The sequence below is a fragment of the Chelativorans sp. M5D2P16 genome (assembly GCF_034427935.1).
Classification (GTDB): Bacteria; Pseudomonadota; Alphaproteobacteria; order Rhizobiales; family Rhizobiaceae; genus Chelativorans.
In genome coordinates this window covers 257,581-277,550 of sequence record NZ_JAXQNM010000003.1, presented here as the reverse complement: position 1 = coordinate 277,550, position 19,970 = coordinate 257,581, and the positions used below count along the sequence as shown (strand labels likewise).

The 19,970-nt window shown below is 64.3% G+C and carries 15 protein-coding genes and 1 pseudogene; 9 read left to right on the top strand and 7 right to left on the bottom strand.

What is annotated here, in order from left to right:
* Nucleotides 1-19: 19 nt before the first annotated feature.
* The 6 genes from SIN08_RS02115 to SIN08_RS02090 all read right to left on the bottom strand — a co-directional run bounded on the left by SIN08_RS02115 (nt 20) and on the right by SIN08_RS02090 (nt 5,846).
* Nucleotides 20-1,612, bottom strand: coding sequence for an MFS transporter (locus SIN08_RS02115; protein ID WP_322449839.1), 1,593 nt, complete (start codon nt 1,610-1,612; stop codon nt 20-22).
* A gap of 109 nt (nt 1,613-1,721) precedes the next feature.
* Nucleotides 1,722-3,572 carry an amidohydrolase gene (locus SIN08_RS02110; RefSeq protein WP_322449838.1) on the bottom strand — a complete coding sequence of 617 codons (1,851 nt, stop codon included), beginning with the start codon at nt 3,570-3,572 and terminating at the stop codon, nt 1,722-1,724.
* A 166-nt stretch (nt 3,573-3,738) separates the two neighbouring features.
* On the bottom strand, nt 3,739-4,428 hold the full coding sequence (locus SIN08_RS02105) for a hydrolase (protein ID WP_322449837.1): 690 nt from the start codon (nt 4,426-4,428) through the stop codon (nt 3,739-3,741).
* A gap of 42 nt (nt 4,429-4,470) precedes the next feature.
* Complete coding sequence (locus tag SIN08_RS02100; protein WP_322449836.1) at nt 4,471-4,722, bottom strand: DUF1427 family protein; 252 nt, start codon at nt 4,720-4,722, stop codon at nt 4,471-4,473.
* Between the two features lie 274 nt (nt 4,723-4,996).
* Nucleotides 4,997-5,398, bottom strand: a complete 402-nt coding sequence (locus SIN08_RS02095) for a RidA family protein (RefSeq protein ID WP_322449834.1) — start codon at nt 5,396-5,398, stop codon at nt 4,997-4,999.
* Nucleotide 5,399: 1 nt separating this feature from the next.
* Nucleotides 5,400-5,846 (bottom strand): DUF4260 domain-containing protein, encoded by a 447-nt coding sequence (locus SIN08_RS02090; RefSeq protein WP_322449833.1) that lies wholly within the window; start codon nt 5,844-5,846, stop codon nt 5,400-5,402.
* Nucleotides 5,847-7,089: 1,243 nt separating this feature from the next.
* Here SIN08_RS02090 and SIN08_RS02085 point away from each other — a divergent pair.
* The 9 genes and pseudogenes from SIN08_RS02085 to SIN08_RS02045 form a co-directional block, all read left to right on the top strand.
* Nucleotides 7,090-7,323: pseudogene (locus tag SIN08_RS02085) on the top strand (recombinase family protein); the annotation flags it as partial.
* A gap of 52 nt (nt 7,324-7,375) precedes the next feature.
* Nucleotides 7,376-8,611: a glycerophosphodiester phosphodiesterase family protein gene (locus SIN08_RS02080; protein WP_322449832.1), complete on the top strand. Its 1,236-nt coding sequence runs from the start codon at nt 7,376-7,378 to the stop codon at nt 8,609-8,611.
* A 183-nt stretch (nt 8,612-8,794) separates the two neighbouring features.
* Nucleotides 8,795-9,565 carry a hydroxypyruvate isomerase family protein gene (locus tag SIN08_RS02075; protein ID WP_322449831.1) on the top strand — a complete coding sequence of 257 codons (771 nt, stop codon included), beginning with the start codon at nt 8,795-8,797 and terminating at the stop codon, nt 9,563-9,565.
* 429 nt (nt 9,566-9,994) lie between these two features.
* Nucleotides 9,995-10,981 (top strand): LLM class flavin-dependent oxidoreductase, encoded by a 987-nt coding sequence (locus SIN08_RS02070; protein WP_322449830.1) that lies wholly within the window; start codon nt 9,995-9,997, stop codon nt 10,979-10,981.
* 484 nt (nt 10,982-11,465) lie between these two features.
* On the top strand, nt 11,466-12,725 hold the full coding sequence (gene repA, locus SIN08_RS02065; RefSeq protein WP_322449828.1) for a plasmid partitioning protein RepA: 1,260 nt from the start codon (nt 11,466-11,468) through the stop codon (nt 12,723-12,725).
* Nucleotides 12,722-13,789: a plasmid partitioning protein RepB gene (repB, locus tag SIN08_RS02060; protein WP_322449827.1), complete on the top strand. Its 1,068-nt coding sequence runs from the start codon at nt 12,722-12,724 to the stop codon at nt 13,787-13,789. The genes repA and repB overlap by 4 nt, the downstream gene beginning before the upstream one ends.
* A 213-nt stretch (nt 13,790-14,002) precedes the next feature.
* Entirely contained in the window at nt 14,003-15,463 is a 1,461-nt protein-coding gene (gene repC / locus SIN08_RS02055; RefSeq protein ID WP_322449826.1) for a plasmid replication protein RepC, read from the top strand.
* Nucleotides 15,464-15,484: 21 nt separating this feature from the next.
* A complete protein-coding gene (locus SIN08_RS02050; protein ID WP_322449825.1) occupies nt 15,485-16,675 on the top strand; it encodes an RHE_PE00001 family protein in 1,191 nt (396 codons plus the stop codon).
* A gap of 138 nt (nt 16,676-16,813) precedes the next feature.
* Nucleotides 16,814-19,426, top strand: coding sequence for a PAS domain S-box protein (locus tag SIN08_RS02045; RefSeq protein WP_322449824.1), 2,613 nt, complete (start codon nt 16,814-16,816; stop codon nt 19,424-19,426).
* Between the two features lie 56 nt (nt 19,427-19,482).
* On the opposite strand, the gene SIN08_RS02040 is transcribed toward SIN08_RS02045, so the two are convergent.
* Entirely contained in the window at nt 19,483-19,665 is a 183-nt protein-coding gene (locus SIN08_RS02040; protein WP_322449823.1) for a hypothetical protein, read from the bottom strand.
* Between the last annotated feature and the right edge of the window lie 305 nt (nt 19,666-19,970).

Sequence of the window (19,970 nt, the reverse complement as noted above, 5' to 3'; positions counted from 1 at the left end):
TGATTCGGCGTTCTGTCGGTCAGGCCGGACGCAGCAGATGACGTACCAGTGGCGGCTGATCACCGACATGGAACGCGTTTATCATTTCCTGATCGAGTTGGTCGGTACGCGTTACCCGGCTGTGCTGGCGCTGATGCTCAATCCAGCTTTCGACGACGAAGCTTTCGACCACGCGCCCTTCCTCGGCCGCATCCTCCCATACATCCCAGCGGATCGCTCCGTCGCGCTGTCTTACAGAATGGAATTTGCGCAATGCAGCGACAAATTCGGCCAGGCGTGCAGGGTCTACGCGATATTCGATCTCGATAAGAACGGGACCGCGATCCCCTGCCGGCTGGACGGAGACGACCGGTTCCGCCCAATGGTTCGAGGGCGCCAGATCGCTGGCCGAATCCTGCGGCAGCCGCCAGTAGAGAGCGAGGAGCAGCGCCACCGCTTGTCCGACGGCCGCGACCACCAGCGCCGTGGCGACGCTGGTGCTTGAAGCGAGCGAGCCCCACAGCACACTTCCGCCAGTCATCGCGCCCTGAAATACCAGCAGGTAGACGGCCAGCGCTCGTGCCTTCACCCATCCCGGAGAGGCCATCTGAGCGGCGACGTTGAGCGATGTCAGCATGCCGATCCAGGCGAGGCCGGCGGCGAACAAGACGACACCGGCAATCCACGGATTGGAGACCAGAGCGAGCCCCAGCATCGCCAGCGCATAAAGCAGTGTGGCCGCGGCGGATATCGTGTTGGCGGAAACCGCTTTGCGCAATCGCTTCAGCAGGATCGCGCCCAGCACCGCCCCCGCGCCCATGCAGCCAAGAAGAACTCCGTAGCCGGCTGCATCCAGGCCAAGTCCGTGTCGCGCGATGAGCGGCAGCATTGCCCAGAGAGCGCTCGCGAACACGAAAAAGCCCACCGCCCTTACCAGCACGAGACGCATCGCCGGAGAATGCCGCGTGTAGCGGTAGCCGGCCTTCAGTGCCCCGAAGAAGTGTTCGGGTGGGAGATTGTGAACGGCTTCAGGACGCTTCCAGGTGAACAGCACCGCCAAAACGCCCACCACTGAAAGCGCGTTCAACGCGAACACGGCCGAGGTGCCGGCAAGCGCGACGACGACGCCGCCGAGCGCGGGTCCGATGGCGCGTGAGATGTTGACCCCGAGGCTGTTCAGCGCAACGGCGTCCGGTAGGGCCTGCTTGTCCACCAGCTCAGGCACGATTGCCTGGAACACCGGGGCACTGAGCGCCGCGGCAATGCCGAGCATGAAGGTTCCGGCCAGCAGCACTTCGGGCGTGACGAGGTTGTAGAATGTCAGGAAGGCCAGCATAGCCGCTGCGAATAGGCCGAGCAGCTGAGCCGTCAGCAGCATCTTGCGCCGGTCGATGATGTCGGCCAGCGCTCCGGCCGGCAGGGCAAGCAGGAACATCGGCAGCGTCGTCGCCGCCTGAACCAACGCAACCAGCAACGGGCTTGGCGACAGCGAAGTCATCAGCCAGCCAGCGCCGACATCGTGCATCCATGTGCCGACATTGGAGACGATGGTCGCTATCCACAGAGCCCGGAAAACCGGGAAACCCAGCGGCCCGGATGTTTCAGCTGCAATCTCTTGCCGTAGTTCGCTCATGACCATTCCCTTCATCCACCCTTGGTGGGAGATCTCAGCGCATTGTTCCTGTCAGGCGCGTGGCAGACGGCGCAGATCGCATTGGCGCGCGTCGAAGTGGCTGCAGAGGTCAGACGGCCCAGCAACCGCATCCGAGGGCACCCCAGAAAGTGCGGGCGTCGGAGACTGGGAGCTGCGTGCCAAGAGCGGCGGCATGGTCATGGCCATGCACCGTGCAGAAATTGCTGCAACCACAATTCATCATCAGCTTGGTGCGGGCTTCCTTCGTCTTGTGGTAGCCACCGAAGGTGGCGACCGGCGACCAGTGCGGCATCGCAGCGGGAAGATCCGGTGCGAGCCGCTCGTATTCGCCGTCTCCATGCACGACCTTGCCGCCGAGAATGGTGAGAACGGATCGCAGGTGGACGATGTCGCTTTCCGGCACGGAAAAGTAATCGCCGGACAGCACGGCGAGGTCAGCGAGCTGCCCGGCCTTGATCTGGCCTTTCCTGCCTTCCTCATTGGAAAACCAGGTGTTCGCTTCGGTCCACAACCGCAACGCGGTCTCGCGGTCGAGGCGATTGTGCTGCGGATAGAGCGCGAGGCCACCAACGGTTTTCGAAGTCACGAGCCACGACAGCGAGACCCATGGATTGTAGCTGGCGACGCGGGTGGCGTCAGTGCCGGCTCCAACCGGAACGCCTGCTTCCATGATCCGGCGGATCGGCGGCGTGCGCTCGGCGGCTTTCGCCCCATAGCGTTCGACGAAGTACTCGCCCTGGAACGCCATGCGGTGCTGCACGGCAATGCCGCCGCCGAGGGCGGCGATACGGTCGATGTTACGGTCGCTGATCGTCTCGGCGTGGTCGAAAAACCAGTTGATCCCCTGCAGCGGAACGTCGCGATTGACCTTCTCGAACACGTCGAGCGCACGATCGATCGTTTCATCGTAAGTGGCGTGGAGCCGCCAGGGCCAGCGGTTTTCTGCGAGGAGACGTATGACGGGCTCCAGGTCGTCTTCCATGTTTGGCGGCATATCCGGCCGCTCGACGCGGAAATCCTCGAAATCGGCTGCGGAATAGACGAGCATCTCGCCGGCGCCGTTGTGGCGGTAGACCTCGTCGCCCTGCCCGGGCGAGACCTGCTTTGCCCAGGAGGAGAAGTCCGCGAGCTCCTCCTTTGGCTTCTGGGTGAAGAGGTTGTAGCTGATGCGGACCGTCATCTGGCCGTCAGCGTGAAGTTTTTCGATGACCTCATAGTCGTCAGGATAGTTCTGGAAGCCCCCGCCGGCGTCGATCACGCTGGTCACTCCAAGACTGTTCAACTCGCGCATGAAATGGCGGGACGAATTGATCTGGTACTCGGGATCCAGCTTCGGTCCCTTGGCCAGCGTCGAATAGAGGATCGTCGCATTGGGCTGCGCCAGCAGCAGGCCGGTGGGGTTGCCGGCGCCATCCCTGACGATCTCGCCGCCGGGAGGATTGGGCGTGTCCTTCGTATAGCCGACCACACGCAAGGCGGCCGCGTTGAGCAGTGCGCGATCGTACAGATGCAGAATGAAGACGGGCGTATCCGGCGCGAGCGCATTGATTTCTTCGAGAGTCGGGAGCCGTTTTTCGGCGAACTGGTGTTCGGTGAAGCCACCGACAACGCGCACCCATTGCGGCGCGGGGGTGCGATCGACCTGCCGCTTGAGCATCATCATCGCATCGGAAAGCGATGGGACGCCGTCCCAGCGAAGCTCCATATTGTAGTTCAGCCCGCCGCGGATCACATGGGTGTGGCTGTCGATCAGCCCCGGAATGAGCCGGCGCCCCTTCGCGTCGATCACCTCGGCGTTTGGCGCGGAAGCGCGCACGTCGGCTTCTGGGCCCACGGCAACGAACCTGCCGTCTCGGATGGCTATCGCATCGGCCGAGGGGTTCTGCCGATCAAGAGTCGTCACCTTGGCGTTGACGACGATCAGATCGTTGGCGGTCATGGTTTTCTCCTTCGCAGCACATCGAATCCGCGAGCAACGAGCCGCAGCCGCATCGTCGAAAAGCGGACGGCGATGCGACGGCTAGCGTGGGAACAAGGCTGCGCCCGTGCGCGCAGACCCGGCGGCTGCTTCCGGCGGGGCGGCCGGTCCAGCCCGATCACATCATTCAGGCCGCCGGTTTAGGCGCGACGACCGGGCCGTGCGCCGCGCGCTCGGGAGCCTTGTGGACCATGGTATAAGCGTAATCGACCCCCATGCCGTATGCGCCGCCATGCTCCGTCACGATCGCCATGACATCATTGTATGTGTCGCGCCGCGCCCAGTCGCGTTGCCATTCCAGGAGGACCTGCTGCCAGGTCACCGGGACGATCCCGACCTGAACCATGCGGTCCATGGCGCGGTTATGCGCGTCGAGCGACGTCCCGCCCGAGGCGTCGGCCACCATGTAGATTTCGTAGTCGGTGTCGGCGAGGCAGGAGAGCGCGAAGGTCAGGTTGCAGACTTCGGTCCAGAGACCCGACACAACGATCTTCTTGCGCCCGTCGGCGGCATTGGCCGCCAAAGACTCACGGACCTTCAGATCATCCCAGGAGTTCATCGATGTACGCTCCAGGATGGGAGCCTCGGGAAACACCGAAAGCAGCTCGGGAAAGGTCGGCCCCGAAAAGCTTTCGGTCTCAACCGTCGTGATCGTCGTCGGAATCCCGAAGGCCTTCGCCGCCTTGGCGAGGCCTACGACGTTGTTCTTCAGGGTCTGCCGATCGATGGACTGGACACCGAAGGCCATCTGCGGCTGCTGATCGATGAAGATAAGCTGGCTGTTCTGAGGGGTTAGGACTTCCAGTTTGCTGGACATCTGCGCTCGCTTTTATGTGATTGGAGAACGGATTGGTGCGCCTCAGGCGGCGTCGCCTTTCTTCGCTACCTCGTCGGCGCCGTGATGGGCGAAGGATTTTTCGTGCAGGACCGCCTGGACGAGGTTCGCATGGCCCTTCAACCACTGGACACCCGCTTCACCTGCAAGCATTCCCAACAGACCAAGCAAGGCGATAATGGGTGGAGCCGGTGAACGGACCGACACCAGGCCGTAGACCACGCCGATCCCGAGACCGACGACCAGTGAAAGGATGTAAGGGTGAAGCTGGCCCATGGATCGATCTCCGGTGAGATACTTGAGGTCTAAGCTCCAGCCGGCACTGAAGGACTGGCGCGGGTTGCAAGCACCGCTGCCACAGAGGCATCGGGTGGCGCGCGGCTTACAGGCAGGTCGGCGTTAGGAGGCTTACTCTAGTGCCCGTGCTTGATTGCTGCGGCGCAGAAACTGCTATGAAGGTGCCAATCTTGCGGGCTCTTGCCGACTTGAAGCTGCGGTGCCGCCCTGACCAGGATTTCCGATTCAGATCGCCGGGTCGACGGAAGCGATCCTAGTCGATGATGGCGGTCACTCGCATTTCAAAGCGCATCGCGGGGAGCCCCAGCGCCTCGACGCCGAGCTGCGTCCAGATCGGCGCATGGTCCGGCATATGATGCCGGTACAGACGGACGATCGTCTCGTTGACGAGGGGCGGAAAGCCGCCGACATGGTAGGTGTTCACATGGACGACCTGACGCCAGGACGCGCCGGCCTGCGCCAGAACACGGGCGATATTGTTGAACGCTGTGGTAATCTCGTCCTCAATCGCCTCTGGAATATCCAGATCGTCGTTCCATCCGCCCTGGCCGGATGTCTCCACGCGGTTCCCAATCCGTACGGCGGTCGAGAAGTGCAGGTTGTTGCGAAAGGTCTCGCCAAAACCCGGCGTGACGATGAATTCCGGCTTTTCCATCCTACTTCTCCTCGTTGAGCGAATTCAGCTGTAGCTTGGGGGCAGACTTGCCGATCGGCCCGAGGTGGGTGTGGCGGAAGCCGGCAGCGTATTTCAGCCCGTAGCCCAGGCTCCGATCGAAGGCGGCATGGGATACGAATATCAGGGCGATCTGCCAGAGAATTGCCAGGCCGGTCAGAACACCGGCGACGGCCAGAACGGAATGAAGGGCATAGCTGTGGACAGCGTTGTAGAGAACTGCGCCTTCCTTTTTGCCTGCCGCATAGCCGACAAGACTGAGGTCGGGTGCAAAGAACAGGATCGCGAACACCCAGAGTTCTCCGCCAGACAAGAAGAAAAGCGCGGTGCTTGCTGCGAACACCGCCAGCGCTTCCGCACGAAGAAGCCACAGGACCATGCCTGTCGGATAGCCGCGGTCGGATTGTTCGAGTTCAGCGTTGTTGTTCATTCGGCTTCCTGTTGTTTCGGAGAAACGGAAAGAACTGACGGCGCCCGCTTCGTCCGCGTGAACCGGAATAGGTCTGCCCCAGATTGCGGTCCATGAAAACGTATGTTCTTCGTCACGCTAACTGGTTCAGCGCCACCGCGCGGCGCGCAGACTGCTGCAACGGTGCACGGCTTGCTATTCGCTCAGATGCCGTCTGACGCCCCGGGGCGTCGAGACGAGATGGCGCTGTCGGTCATCGAGGCACGTGTTGCTGAGCGATGGTGCGTCCCCGAAGATCATCGCGCGTGGGGTCGAGCGCTTTAAGGCCGAGGAGCACGCCCGAACGTAACGGCCCAGGACGAAGTCCGCTATTCACGATCCGACGGCGGCTCACTGCATTGTGGCCCTGCGCCGCCAGCGTTCCACCGAGAGTCACATCGCGCTCGAGAACCGCGTCTTGCGGCCACCGTCAGCCGCGTGCAACACTGGCGAGTCTGTCGCGGCTGACGGCCCTCGAGCCGGTCAACCGACCACAGCTTGTTGGAGGCTCTTAGGCCGAGGCAGTCGGCGGATGAGACGGGATTGGAACGCATTTGCCGAAATAATTGGATGGGTCGTAGGCATCGTCGGCTTTTGGAGGTCTGCCAACATGGCTTGAGGTCCGAGAGCGCGCGCAAAGCGGAAAAGCTGCTACGCGCCTGTTATCGTTGCGTTCTGCAGAGCGTAGTGCTCTAGCAAACCAGATCGCAGCTTTCGGCCACTCTGGGATAGTGTAGCGTAGGATGTGGTTGCGGGGGCAGGATTTGAACCTGCAAATGACAATACTCACCTCTGTTGCGGCCTAGCAAAAACTGGTTCATGCGTCGCTCGGCACAATCACGCTATCCGCTGCTTATGCGAAAAGCCCGCACCAAACGGATAGCAAATGAATATGCCCTTACGTACACTTGGTCACTGGTGAACCTGGCGCAGGCACAGGCCAAACACGGCCAATTTTAGCAAATTGACCGTGCCTGATGTCGGACCAAATTGGCTGACAACCCCTACCGAAATCGCCAGCTATGCTGCTCATTTTAGTACATGGCTCGCGCATCTTCCGATAGCTCAACAGGAAGCTCTTCCAATGAGAAAGCTGGATCAGCGCCTCACGCACAGGAGGACTTGAACGGAGATTCTGACGGTGCAATTCTCAAGCTTGCGCGGGTACTTGCGCGTCTGGCCGCACGAGAAGATCATGCGCTGGATCTGATAAGGAGCGCATGCGATGAAAAAGCGAGCGGCAATCTACGCCAGATTTTCGACCGACCTTCAAAATGAGCGCTCCATCGATGATCAGATAGCGCTCTGTCAGAAGCATGCCGAGCAACACGATCTCTTGGTTGTGGGCACGTTTGAAGACCGCGCAAGATCGGGCGCCTCGGTTTTCGGACGCGATGGCTTGCTCCGTCTCATGGACGCCGCCAAGGACAATGCTTTTGATGTCCTTGTCGTGGAAGCGTTGGGGCGCTTCATTTCAACATTTTATGTCTTCAAAAATGGGAGGAGAAACCATGAAACGGGCTTTCTTGCTGTCGCTCGCCGTGGCCTTGCCGGCGACGGGCTTCGTCTCTACGAGCGCGGTCGGCGATCCGGCCATGAGTTATGGCCAGCGTCCGGCATATCTGGTGGACAAGCTCGAAGAGGGCGAGCTGAAGGACAAATTGTCCGGCTGCCTGGCACAAACGCCCGAGCGGACCGACTTTTCGATCGGTCACCGCGGCGCGCCGCTCATGTTCCCCGAGCATACGGTCCAGTCGAACCTCGCGGCGGCGCGTCAGGGCGCCGGCATCCTCGAATGCGACGTGACCTTCACCAAGGACAAAGAACTCGTCTGCCGGCATGCGCAGAACGATCTCCACACCACGACCGACATCGTGACCACCGACCTGAACGCAAAGTGCACCCAGCCCTTCACGCCGGCCTCGGGAGAGACCGAAGCCACGGCCGAGTGCCGCACCTCCGACATAACGCTCGAGGAATTCAGGACGCTCAAGCCCAAGATGGACTCCTCGGACCCGACAGCCGAAACGGCAGAGGCCTTTCTGGGCGGCACGGCGCCTTTCCGCACGACGCTTTATGCCGACGGCGCCGAGTTGATGACGCACGCCGAGTCGATTGAGCTCTTCAAGTCGCTCGGCGCCAAGTTCACGCCCGAACTGAAGGCCCCCTCGGTCGAGATGCCTTTCGACGGCTTCAGCCAGGAAGACTACGCGCAAAAACTCGTCGACGAATATGAGGCGGCCGGCGTGCCGCCGGAGGACGTCTGGCCGCAGAGCTTCAACCTGAGCGACATCCAATACTGGATCGACAACACCGCATATGGCGAACAGGCGGTCTATCTCGATGACCGCTACGAAGCGTCGGACGATGACGAAGGGCTGATCGATCCGAACGATCCCGCGTCCTTCAAGCCGACGATGCAGGAGCTGGCCGACATGGGCGTGAATTACATCGCGCCGCCGATCTGGATGCTCATCACCACGAACGAGGCCGGAGAAATCGTCCCGTCGGCCTATGCCGAGGCGGCGAAGGAAGCAGGCCTCACCATAATCTCCTGGTCGCTCGAGCGCTCCGGGCCGCTTGCCGATGGCGGCGGCTGGTATTTCCAGTCGGTCGAGGACGTGATCGACAGCGATGCGGACTATTACAACGTGCTGCACGTTTTGGCGCAGGACGTCGGGATCGTCGGCATGTTCTCCGACTGGCCCGCGACCGTGACATTCTACGCGAACTGCTACGGCCTGTGAGGCGCGGGCCACGGCGCGCCTGACGCGCCGCCGCATTCAGATCCGCTCGGCAGGCGTATCCGGCATGACCTCCGGCCGGCTACGCCACCGAGCGCCCTCCCCGCTGCGACACGACTCCCGACATGCGGAGGCCGGAAGACGTCCGCGGTCTGGTGACCATATCGACATCGAATCGGATTGAGGATGATGAGGATCCGCTTTTCGGCCAATCTCGGCTTCCTCTGGAACGAACGGCCCCTCCCCCAGGCTGTACGCGCGGCGGCGCGTTCGGGCTTCGACGCAGTCGAGCTGCACTGGCCGTATGCGGTCGAGCCCGCGCTCCTCAGGCAAGCGCTGGCCGGAAGCGCGCTGCCGGTTCTCGGCCTGAACACGACGCGTGGGGACCCGGAGGCCGGAGAGTTCGGCCTTTCCGCCCTGCCCGGCCGAGAGAAGGACGCCCGCGCCGCGATCGACCGGGCGCTCGCCTACGCGGCTGAGATCGGCGCCGCGTCGGTCCACGTCATGGCGGGCAAGACGGACCATCCGGATGCCCGCGCCACCTTCATCGGCAATCTGCGCTACGCGGCCGACCGGGCAGCGCCGATGAAGACGACCATCCTTCTGGAGCCGCTCAACAGCCATGACGTGCCGGGCTACTTCCTGACCGACAACGCGCTGGCCGCAAGGCTCATCGGCGAGGCGGCCCGCGACAATATCCGCATCATGTTCGACTGCTATCATGTCGGGCGGTCCGGCAAGCCGGTGCTGGAGGAATTCACCGCCCATCGCGCCCTCATCGGCCACGTGCAGTTCGCCGCCGTGCCCGACCGTAGCGAGCCCGACCATGGCCACGTGGATTACGCCACGCTGCTGCCCGCACTGGCGGAAAGCGGGTATCAGGGCCATTTCGGCGCCGAATACCGACCGCGGGGAACGACGGAGGACGGGCTCGGCTGGCTTGCCCGCTGGCGTTGAGCCGGTCTTTTGCGCCGGCAGGGCAAACGCATGTGAGAAGCTTTCTTGCTGCGTTGACGAATGAGACAGGCAAGATCGTCATCCCGGAAGCCATAGCGACAGCGCAGGCTGTCCGGGATTCATTCCGGGACGGTTTCGCCGGTGAAAGCACCGGGGAATGGATGTCGGCCCTCTCTCCGCTTCGCTTCGTTCGGCCGGGATGACGTCCCTGGAGACGAACGTCGCTCATCTTACCCACTCTGTTGGCCCGCCCCTTCGTCGCCTGCGGCCGCGCGGCGGCACCTTTTATCTGGAAGCAAAGTCGGCATTTTCTTCCGTTACTCGGACTGGGCGCTTCCGCCGTGCACGGGCCTCTTCGTCTATCCTCCACCCTTGGGCGGGTCATCGATCATGGCCATATGGACGGGACCAGCCATGATGGAGCCCGCCATGACGCCTTTCTCGCTTCTCGACCTCGCCCCCATCGCCGAGGGCGCCTCGGCCGCCGACGCACTCGCCAACATGTCCGACCTTGCCACCCGTGCCGAGGCGTGGGGCTATAACCGCTTCTGGCTTGCCGAGCATCACAACATGCCGGGGATCGCCAGCGCGGCCACGGCGGTGCTGATCGCCCATGTGGCCGCGGGCACAAAGCGCATCCGTGTCGGTGCGGGCGGGATCATGCTGCCCAACCACGCGCCGCTGATGGTGGCCGAGCAGTTCGGCACGCTGGCAACGCTCCACCCAGACCGCATCGATCTCGGGCTCGGCCGGGCGCCCGGCACCGACATGGCGACCGCACGCGCGCTGAGGCGCGGGCTCGACCAGGGCGAGGGCTTTCCGCGCGACGTGCAGGAGGTGATCGCCTATCTCGACACGTCGCAACCGGACGAGAAGGTGCGCGCCATCCCCGGTTCCGGCACCCGCGTGCCTGTCTGGATCCTGGGCTCCAGCCTCTACGGCGCGCAGCTTGCCGCGCAACTCGGCCTTCCCTACGCTTTCGCATCGCATTTCGCGCCGGCAGCCCTCGACGAGGCGCTGGCCGTCTACCGTCAGACCTTCCGTCCCTCGCCCCATCTGGAAAAGCCGTATTTCATGCTGGCGCTCAACGCCTTCGCCGCCGAGACGGACGAGGAGGGACTCTACCTCAAGACCTCCATGCAGCAGGCCTTCGCGAATCTGCGTACTGGGAGGCCAGGTCCCCTGCCCCGCCCCGTGGATAAAATTTCCGAAAGAATCGATCCCGCCATGCTGCCGGCGATCGACCACGCGCTGTCCTGCACCGCCGCCGGATCGCCGGAGACGGTCCGCCGGACGATTGCGGATTTCCTGGAACGCTACCGGCCGGACGAGGTGATTCTCACCGGACAGATCCACGACCATAGGGCGCGGCTGCGCTCCTTCGAGATCACGGCGGAGGTGATGCACGGACTTTAGCAAGCGCGCTGCGAGGATCGGACGAAGCCCCGCGCGCCCTCCCCTCCCCGGAAGTTCCCCGTAAATTCAATGGCTTTCCGCGCGTTCCGGCACCGGCCGGAACGCGTTAACCTCTTGTTAACCAAAAATTTCTTGACGGAATCGGCAGGGGCTATTCCAATAGCTACGGAAAAAGCCGCCTTTGAGGTCCCATAGCGTAACCGATTGCAAAAGCCATCAATGGCGGCTTTGCCTCGTTAGTGCCGGTTTTTCCCGGTGAGCGCCCTTTCGGGAGCATGTCCGGTGGCCGGCGTAGGCGGCTCGCCCGTTCGGGGCGAATCGCGTTAGTGTAGCGGTGCGTAGAGGGGTTGCCGTTTTGTGAGCGGCCCGGGGAAAATTTATCCCCGCTTCGTTGCGTGCCGGTAAGCTGTGTTCGGTTGACGGGTGTCGACCGGCGGGGTGGGTTTTGCCGCCGCCGGACAGGAGAAAGGCCGGAGGAAGGCGAATGTTGAACAAGAATGCGGGACGGACGGAGGCGCAGACACCGGCAGCCGACGAACGCATCGCCGCCGATGCGGCGCTTCTGTCGGGCCAGCTGCGTGTGCTGCGCGACCGCGTCTTCCCTCCCGCCTCACAGAAGGCGCTGCGCACGTTCACCAGCGGCGAAGCGGCGCGGCTGATCGGCGTCTCCGACGGCTATCTGCGCCAATTGTCGATCGCCGGCGAGGGCCCGCAGCCGGAGACGGGTTCGGGCGGGCGGCGCTTCTATTCGCTGGCCGACATCAACGCCCTGCGCCGGCATCTGGCCGAACAGGCCCGCGCCAAGGGCAACCTGCCCAAGGCCCGCTCCTATGTGAAATGGCGCGAGCCCGAAAGCGAGCATCTCCAGGTGATCGCCGTCACCAATTTCAAGGGCGGCTCCGGCAAGACCACCACCAGCGCCCATCTGGCGCAGCATCTGGCGCTTGCCGGTTATCGCGTGCTGGCGGTCGACCTCGACCCGCAAGCCTCCCTTTCCGCCCTCTTCGGCTACCAGCCGGAAATCGATTTGTCCGGCAACGACACCCTTTACGGCGCGATCCGCTATGACGATGAGCGTCGGCCGCTGTCGGAGATCCTGCGCAAGACCTATTTCGACGGGCTCGACCTCGTTCCCGGCAATCTGGAACTGCACGAATTCGAGCACACCACCCCACGCATGCTGGCCGAGCGGCAGGCGGGCTCCGGCCCGGACGGGTTCTTCTTCGCCCGCATCCAGGCGGCGCTGGCGAGTGTTGCGGACGACTATGACGTGGTGGTCATCGACTGCCCGCCGCAGCTTGGCTTTCTGACGCTCTCGGCGCTGTGCGCGGCCACCTCGGTCATCGTCACCGTGCATCCGCAGATGCTGGACGTCGCGTCCATGAGCCAGTTCCTCTACATGACCGCTGACCTTCTGTCGGTTGTGCGCGCGGCGGGCGGTACGCTCAATTTCGATTTCCTGCGCTACCTCGTCACGCGCTACGAGCCCAATGACGGCCCGCAGACGCAGATCGTCGGCTTCCTGCGCTCGCAGTTCGGCGAGCGGGTGCTGACGGCGCCGATGGTCAAGTCGACGGCGATCTCCGACGCCGGCCTGACCAAGCAGACGCTATACGAAGTTGGCCGCGACAGCTTCACCCGCACCACCTACGACCGCGCCATGGAGGCGTTGACAGCCGTCAACACGGAGATCGAGGGCCTCATGCTGGAGGCCTGGGGCCGCAATCAGGGAGGCGGCGCATGAGCAAGCGCAAGGACCACCTGAAGGCGCTTTTCGGCGGCGGGCCCCTGCCCGGCGAAGCCTCTTCCCAGCGCGCCGACGCCGAGCCCCGGCCGGCACCGGCGGAACCCGCGCCAGAGACGAAATCCGCCACGCCGCCGCGCAGCGCCTCCGGCGCCGTCAAGGCGATGGGGCTTTCGCTCGACACGATGTCGCGCGAGATCGACGAGGCGCGCGCCATCAAGGAAAGTCTCGCCAAGGGGGAACGCGTCGTCGAGATCGCGCCGGACCTGATCGATCCCTCGCCGGTGCGCGATCGCCTGAGCGGTGAGGAAACGGGCAACGAGGACTTCGAGGCGCTGGTCGAAAGCATGCGCGACAACGGCCAGCAGGTGCCGGTGCTCGTCCGTCCGCATCCCGAAAAGCCGGAGCGCTATCAGGTCGCCTACGGCCATCGGCGCGTGCGCGCTGCCGCCCGGCTCAATCAGCCGGTCATGGCGGTCGTGCGCCGGCTGGCCGACGAGGAACTGGTGCTCGCCCAGGGCAAGGAGAACAGCGAGCGACGCAATCTTTCCTTCATCGAGCGCGCCTTCTTCGCCCAGGCGCTGATCCGCTACGGCTTCGACCGCAGCGTCGCCCAGCGCGCGCTTTCCGTTCACAAGGCCGACATCACCCGCCTGCTTGCCGTTGCCGGCGCAGTGCCCGGCCGCATCGCCGCGGCGATCGGCCCCGCGCCGAAGGCCGGCCGCGAGCGCTGGATGGCACTGGCCGAACTCCTGAAGCGCGAAGCCGCCGAGGTGATCGCCGACGACGAGATCACATCGGAAGGTTTCAGGCAGCTTTCCACGGACCAGCGCTTCAACCGCGTCTTCGAACGGGTGTCACGGCGACAGGCGGCACGCACGGAAAGACAGACGCCGCGACAGATCGCGGACGGCAAGGGCAGGGTGCTGGCGCATCTGCGTACGGGCAGAAGGCCGAAGCTGGAGTTCGACGAAGCGGCCTGGCCGGGGCTTGCCGATTACATTGCCGAGCGCCTGCCGGAGCTGGCCGGCCGCTTCGAGAAGGAGCGCAACGTGAAGAAATAGCCATACCGCCGGCGGCCCGGCCGCGGCGGAGATCGGAGTGAAGAGAGGAAGTCAGCGAAGAGGAAAACCGCGCAAGAAAAAGGCCCCCAGAACGTCGCCATTCCGGAAGCCCCTTTCGATGTAGCAATCTGAAAGAATCACTTCCGACCGGTAATGTCAAGCATCGGCGCGCTCCGGTGACGGCTTTTTCTTGCCTATTGAAAGGCAGGAGACATGTCGGAGAGATTTGCCGTCTCGCCATTTGGCGGGAAAGGGTTGGTTCGTGCCCAATTTGCGGTGAGCGAACGGGTGATTCGGGCCCGCCAGGCGTTGCGTGATCAGGGTGCGGCAGCGCAAGCCCAGCCTTCGAAGCAGGGCGGAAAAGACGGCCATGACAAATGGCAACTCATTCGCGCCGTCACCGAGGCGCGCGCAGCACTTCAACTGTCGGATCGGACCATTGTCGTCCTGGAAGCGCTGGTGAGCTTCTTTCCCGAACGCAGGCTCGATGCAAGCCGTCCGCTCATCGTCTTTCCATCCAATGCGGAGCTTTCCCTGCGCACACGCGGCATGGCGCCGGCGACGCTGAGGCGGCATCTGGTCGCCCTTGTCGAGGCGGGGCTGGTCCTGCGGCGGGACAGCGCCAACGGCAAGCGCTTTGCCTGCCGCGACGCCGAGGGCCGCATCGAGACCGCCTTCGGCTTCGACCTTTCGCCGCTCGCCGTCCGGGCAGGAGAGATCGCCCGCCTGGCAGCGGAAGCGCGCGCACGGACCGCTGCCATCCGTGCGCTCAGAAGCGAGGTGACCATTCATCTGCGCGATATCTCAGCCCTCCTGCGGACAGCGCGCGCGGAGGGAAGGGCTCTCGACCTCACCCGGTTCGAGGAGCGCCTGGCCGCGCTTTCCGGCCGTCTCGGCCGCAACACCGGCGCCGAGACGCTTCAAGCACGCAAGGCGCAGCTCGTCGCCTTGCGTGCGGAGGTCGAGAAAGCGTGGCTATCGACCGCACCGGCCCCGGAGTTGGCAGCTGTCAACGGCGCGGATGAAACCCCCGTGAAAGGCGCCGACGCCCGAAAAGTGAGCGCCAATGACGCGCAAAATGAGCGCCATATAGAGAGGTCCGATTCAGAAGAATCTTATAAGTATAATATGTTAGATTCTGAATCCGCCGACCGCCCGTGCGACACCTCCTCCGGCAAAGTTGACAGCTGTCAACGCGGAAAGGTCCCCGCCGGACCAGAGCCGAAACAAACACCCGCGCCGCAGCCCGCGGTTGCCCTTTCCTCCGTCCTTGCCGCTTGTCCGGGGATCGCTGATTACACGCCGGGCGGCATTTTGGGTTGGCGGGATCTCGCAAAGGCAGCAGATCTCGTGCGCACCATGCTCGGCATCTCCGGCGAAGCCTGGTTTCAGGCGCGCCATGCCATGGGGGACATCGATGCGGCCATCGTGATCGCAGCCATGCTGGAACGGGCGGAGGAGCTGAAATCCCCAGGCGCATATCTGCGCAGCCTTTCGAAGCGGGCCGCGATCGGCGGCTTCTCGCCGGAGCCGATGCTGCGTGCCTTGCTCTCCGCCCGACTGCGGAAGGAAGCGGCGGCAAATGCCGCTGATCCGGAACCCGCACATCCGGAAAGGGGTGCCCTGGGCCGATCCCGAGTGACGGAAGCAAACAGCCAGTTAGCTTCTGGTTAATGATGTGCTATTTTCCGGTTCATGCGCCGCGAATCGCTCGATCAGTTCCTCATGCACGTCCTGCAGCCACTGGCGCGGGCAGAGGATCTCCTGGCGCGTCTCGACACGCGGGTGGCCCACAGCCCCTGCGGCGATGGCTTTCGCGCCCGGCAGCATTTCGCCGACGCGGCGGCCGCGCTGTGGCTCGACGGAGAACTCGTCCACGTCGAGGAACTGGTGCTCCATGACGGTCGCATGGATGCACGGGCACCGACGCACGAGATCACCCGTGCTCATGACGTTTTGCGTACGCGACGCCGCATCGCCGACCGGGCGCCGGGCTGGGCGCTCTCGTCAGGGGGGCTTGCCGCGCTGAGGCGCCGGGAAGGGGAGGGGGGTGCAGCCCCGACAGTCCCGAAAGCGGAGCTTTTAGAGGGGGATGCCGGTACACTTGGCGCAGAGGCGGCGGAAAACGACGCGCTCGCGGATGAACTGGCCGAGATCGATGCCGTCCTGGCCCGGGCGGGTCAATCCCTGGCCGGAGCGGGACAGGAGCCGACAGGAAGGGATGAGGGCTTCGCACCGGCTGTGGCACCCTGGCCATTGCCCGCCGCCGAGCCGGATCCCGGCCAGGCGGAGGTTTCGCCCGCCGCTTTCGCGCTGTTGCGCGACCCCGACCATGACGAGGAGGCGCTTGTCGAACAATGGCGTGCGCGGCTCGTCGCCCTGAAAGGGGAGGAATTGCCACCCGTCGTCACCGCCTTCCTTGCCTGGGACGCGTGGGAAACACTCCGGCCGCTGGACCGCCAGCACTGGCTGGGCCCTTTGCTGGTCGCCGCGCTCCTGCGCAGGTGCGACAAGGCAAAGGCGCATTTGCCCGCCCTCGCCGTCGGCCTGCGCGAGGTGCCGCGCGCGGAGCGGCGCAGTCCCGACCCGGGGGTGCGCTGTCGCGCCTTTCTAGATGCGCTGGAAAAGACGGCACGGGCCGGCCTCAAAGAGATCGACCGGCTGGAGCTCGCCACGACGCAGATGGAAAGGCGGCTGAAGACCAAGCGCCGCCACTCGCACCTGCCGCATCTGGCGCAACTGGTCCTGTCGCGCCCGGTCGTCACCACCGCGCTCATCGCCGCCGAGCTCAAGGTCACCCAGCGCGGCGCGCTCAACCTCATCGGTGAGCTCGGCGTGCGCGAGATCACCGGCCGGGGCCGCTACCGCGCCTGGGGTGTTTTGTAAGCCGGCGGTCTGCCGGCGCCTTGAACTTTTCCGAAAGACGGGCATTCTGCGAAAAAGGCATCCGGCGCTAAAAGGAGAGGGAACAAAGGCGCGGCGAACTCGTTCGGACCAATCGGCGTGGTTGAAGGGGGAAGTGCGATGAACGACTCCGGACTCAGTCCGGCGGCAACGGCTATGCGGCGAGCGCTCGGATCCGAGGCATTTCTGAACGGCCTTCCGATCGGCATCTATTGCTGCGACCGGGACGGGTTCATCCGGCAGTTCAACCGCCGGGCGGCCGAGCTTTGGGGACGCGAACCGGCAATCGGCGAGACGGAAGAGCGCTTCTGCGGCGCGCACAAGCTGTACCGCTCCGATGGCACGCCCCTGCCGCACGATGAGACACCGATGGCGGACGTGCTGCGCATCGCCGTGCCCGCGCGTGATCAACACGTCCTCGTCGAACGGCCGGACGGCACGCGCCGGCACGTTCTCGTCAACATCGAACCGCTGTTCGATCCCGACGGCGCGTTCGTCGGCGCGGTGAACTGCTTCCAGGATATCAGCGAGCTCGAGCGCGTCCACCATGCGCTCCAGGACAACAAGGACGAACTGGAGGACTTTTTCGAGAATGCCGGCATCGGTTTACACATCGTCGACGCCGACGGCGTGATCGCGCGCGCCAACCGGGCGGAACTGGACATGCTCGGCTATACCAGCGAGGAATATGTCGGCCGGGCGATTTCGGAGTTTCACGTCGACGGGCCGGTGATCGAGGATATCCTGTCCCGGCTTTTCCGCGGCGAAGCCCTGGACCGGTATCCCGCCCGGCTGCGCGCCAAGGACGGCTCCATCCGACATGTGCACATCACCTCGAGCGCGCGCTTCCGAGACGGGAAATTCGTCGGCACCCGCTGCTCGACACTTGATGTTACGCGGACCATGGAGGCGGAGGAGCGTGCGCTCGAAGGTGAGCAGCGCTTCCGCGACGTGCTCGAAACCTTCCCGATGGCCGTCTACACCACCGATGCCGAAGGCACGATCACCTATTGCAATCCCGCTGCCGTCGCGCTGGCGGGACGGGAACCGGAGATCGGGGTGGACAAGTGGTGCGTGACCTGGCGGCTGTTCAAGCCGGACGGCACCCCGCTGCCCCATGAGGAGTGCCCGATGGCCGTGACTCTTCGGGAAAGACGGGCCGTCAAAGGCGCCGAGCTGATCGCCATGCAGCCGAACGGGACGCGCGTGCGCTGCGTGCCATATCCGACGCTGCTCTATAGCAGGGATGGCAAGATGACCGGCGCGGTCAACGTGCTGGTGGACATCACCGACCGTTACCGCGCCGAGCTGGAGTCTGCGCATCTGGCGGCCATCGTCTCCTCCTCCTCCGACGCGATCGTCAGCAAGACTCTCGAAGGCATCGTCCAGACGTGGAACGAAGGCGCAAGACGCATCTTCGGCTATGACCCCGAGGAGATGATCGGGGAGCCGATCACGCGCATCATCCCACCGGAACTGCACAGCCAGGAGGATGACATCCTGGCGCGGCTGCGGCGCGGCGAGCGCCTCGAGCATTTCGAGACCGAGCGTGTCGCGAAGGACGGCCGGCGCATCAACGTCTCGCTCACCGTCTCGCCCGTGCACGACCGGTTCGGCCGCATCGTCGGCGCCTCGAAGGTCGCGCGCGATATCACCGAACGCAAGCGCGCGGAGGAACTGCAGCGTCTTCTGATCAGCGAACTCAACCACCGCGTCAAGAATACGCTGGCCACGGTCCAGTCGATCGCCAACCAGACGGTACGCTTGGCCAGGGACCCGGCCGCCTTCGCCGCCAGCTTCAGCGGCCGCATCCAGGCGCTGGCCCATACGCACGACCTTCTGACCCGCAACTCCTGGCAGGGCGCCGATGTCCTGTCGCTCTTGCGCGACCAGCTCCTGATCGGCGGCGCGGAGGACGAACGCATCACCTTCTCCGGTCCGGCGATCACGCTCGACCCGCAGCCCGCGCTGCACCTGGCGCTGGTGTTGCACGAACTTGGCACCAACGCGCGCAAATACGGCTCGCTGTCGGTTCCGACCGGCCGGTTGTCCGTGCGCTGGAGTGTAGAGACCAACGGCGATCGCAGGTTTCTCCTGCGTTGGAAGGAAAGCGGCGGCCCGCCCGTCAAGGTTCCGACCACGCGCGGCTTTGGCACGACGCTCATTGCAAAGAGCCTCGCTGCGCATGACGGCGAGGTTTCGCTTTCCTATCGCGCCGAGGGACTGCTCTGCGAGATCGTGCTGCCGGTCTCGGAGCGGACCGATGAAAGTGGCGCCTTCTGGACCCCCCGGCAACTCGAGACGCCCGTGCCGGCAGTCCCTGCGCAGTCCAAACCGTCCCGGGCACGGGGCGCGCGCGTTCTCATCGTCGAGGACGAGGCGCCGATCGCGTTGGAAGTCGCCGCCACGCTGGAAGAGGCGGGCTGCAAGGTCGTCGGGCCGGCTGCAACACTCGAAAAAGCACGGGAACACATCGCCGCGGGCGGTTTCGACGTGGCGTTTCTCGATGCCAATCTCGACGGTAACCCGGTGGACGAACTCGCGGCCGCGCTGACGCGCGCCGACATCCCCTTCGCCTTCCTGACAGGCTACGGGCGCGACGAGTTGCCCGAAGCTTTCCGCCAGGCGCTGATGATCACGAAACCCCTCACCGGTGACGCTGCACTCGACGTCCTTGCGCGGCTGGCCGGCAGGAACGCCTCCGCCGTTCCGATCCGTAAAAAGCGCGTCTGACCCGACCGGTAGCGGCGGAAGTGATTCTGTGGCGAAGTCGCCGATGCATTTCGCTGTCAGCGTGCCTGGTTGGGGAAGGGGATCACGCGCGCCGGCGGCTTTTGGTGCTCGGCCGTGGCAACGGCCTCGATGAGGGTGTCCAGCGCCGCGCGGACGGTGGTGCTGGTCTTATCCGACCCGCACAGCTTGTCATGGGCGCATTCGAGCAATTCGCGCGCGGCCGTGAAATCGCTTTGCATCTCTCACCATCATTGCGACCGCCCCGGCACCGCAGTCTGGCGCGCGAACCCTTGCGCTTTCGCAAATCCGAACGGTTCAATTTAATTCAAGATACCCGCGTCGCCGGGCGGATGTCGTGCATGGTTGACTTCCCGCGCGGTCGATGCGCTATGTTGCCGCATCGGTGTTCGAACCGATCGGAGGAGGGTCTCAGCGGAATTCGGCGAGGGCGGGTGCATGTCGTTCAATGTCATGCTGCGCGGCCACCGCGGGTGCGGGAAGGAAAATGCCGCAGGGAGGCGGCGCGAAAGGGAGGATCGCGACT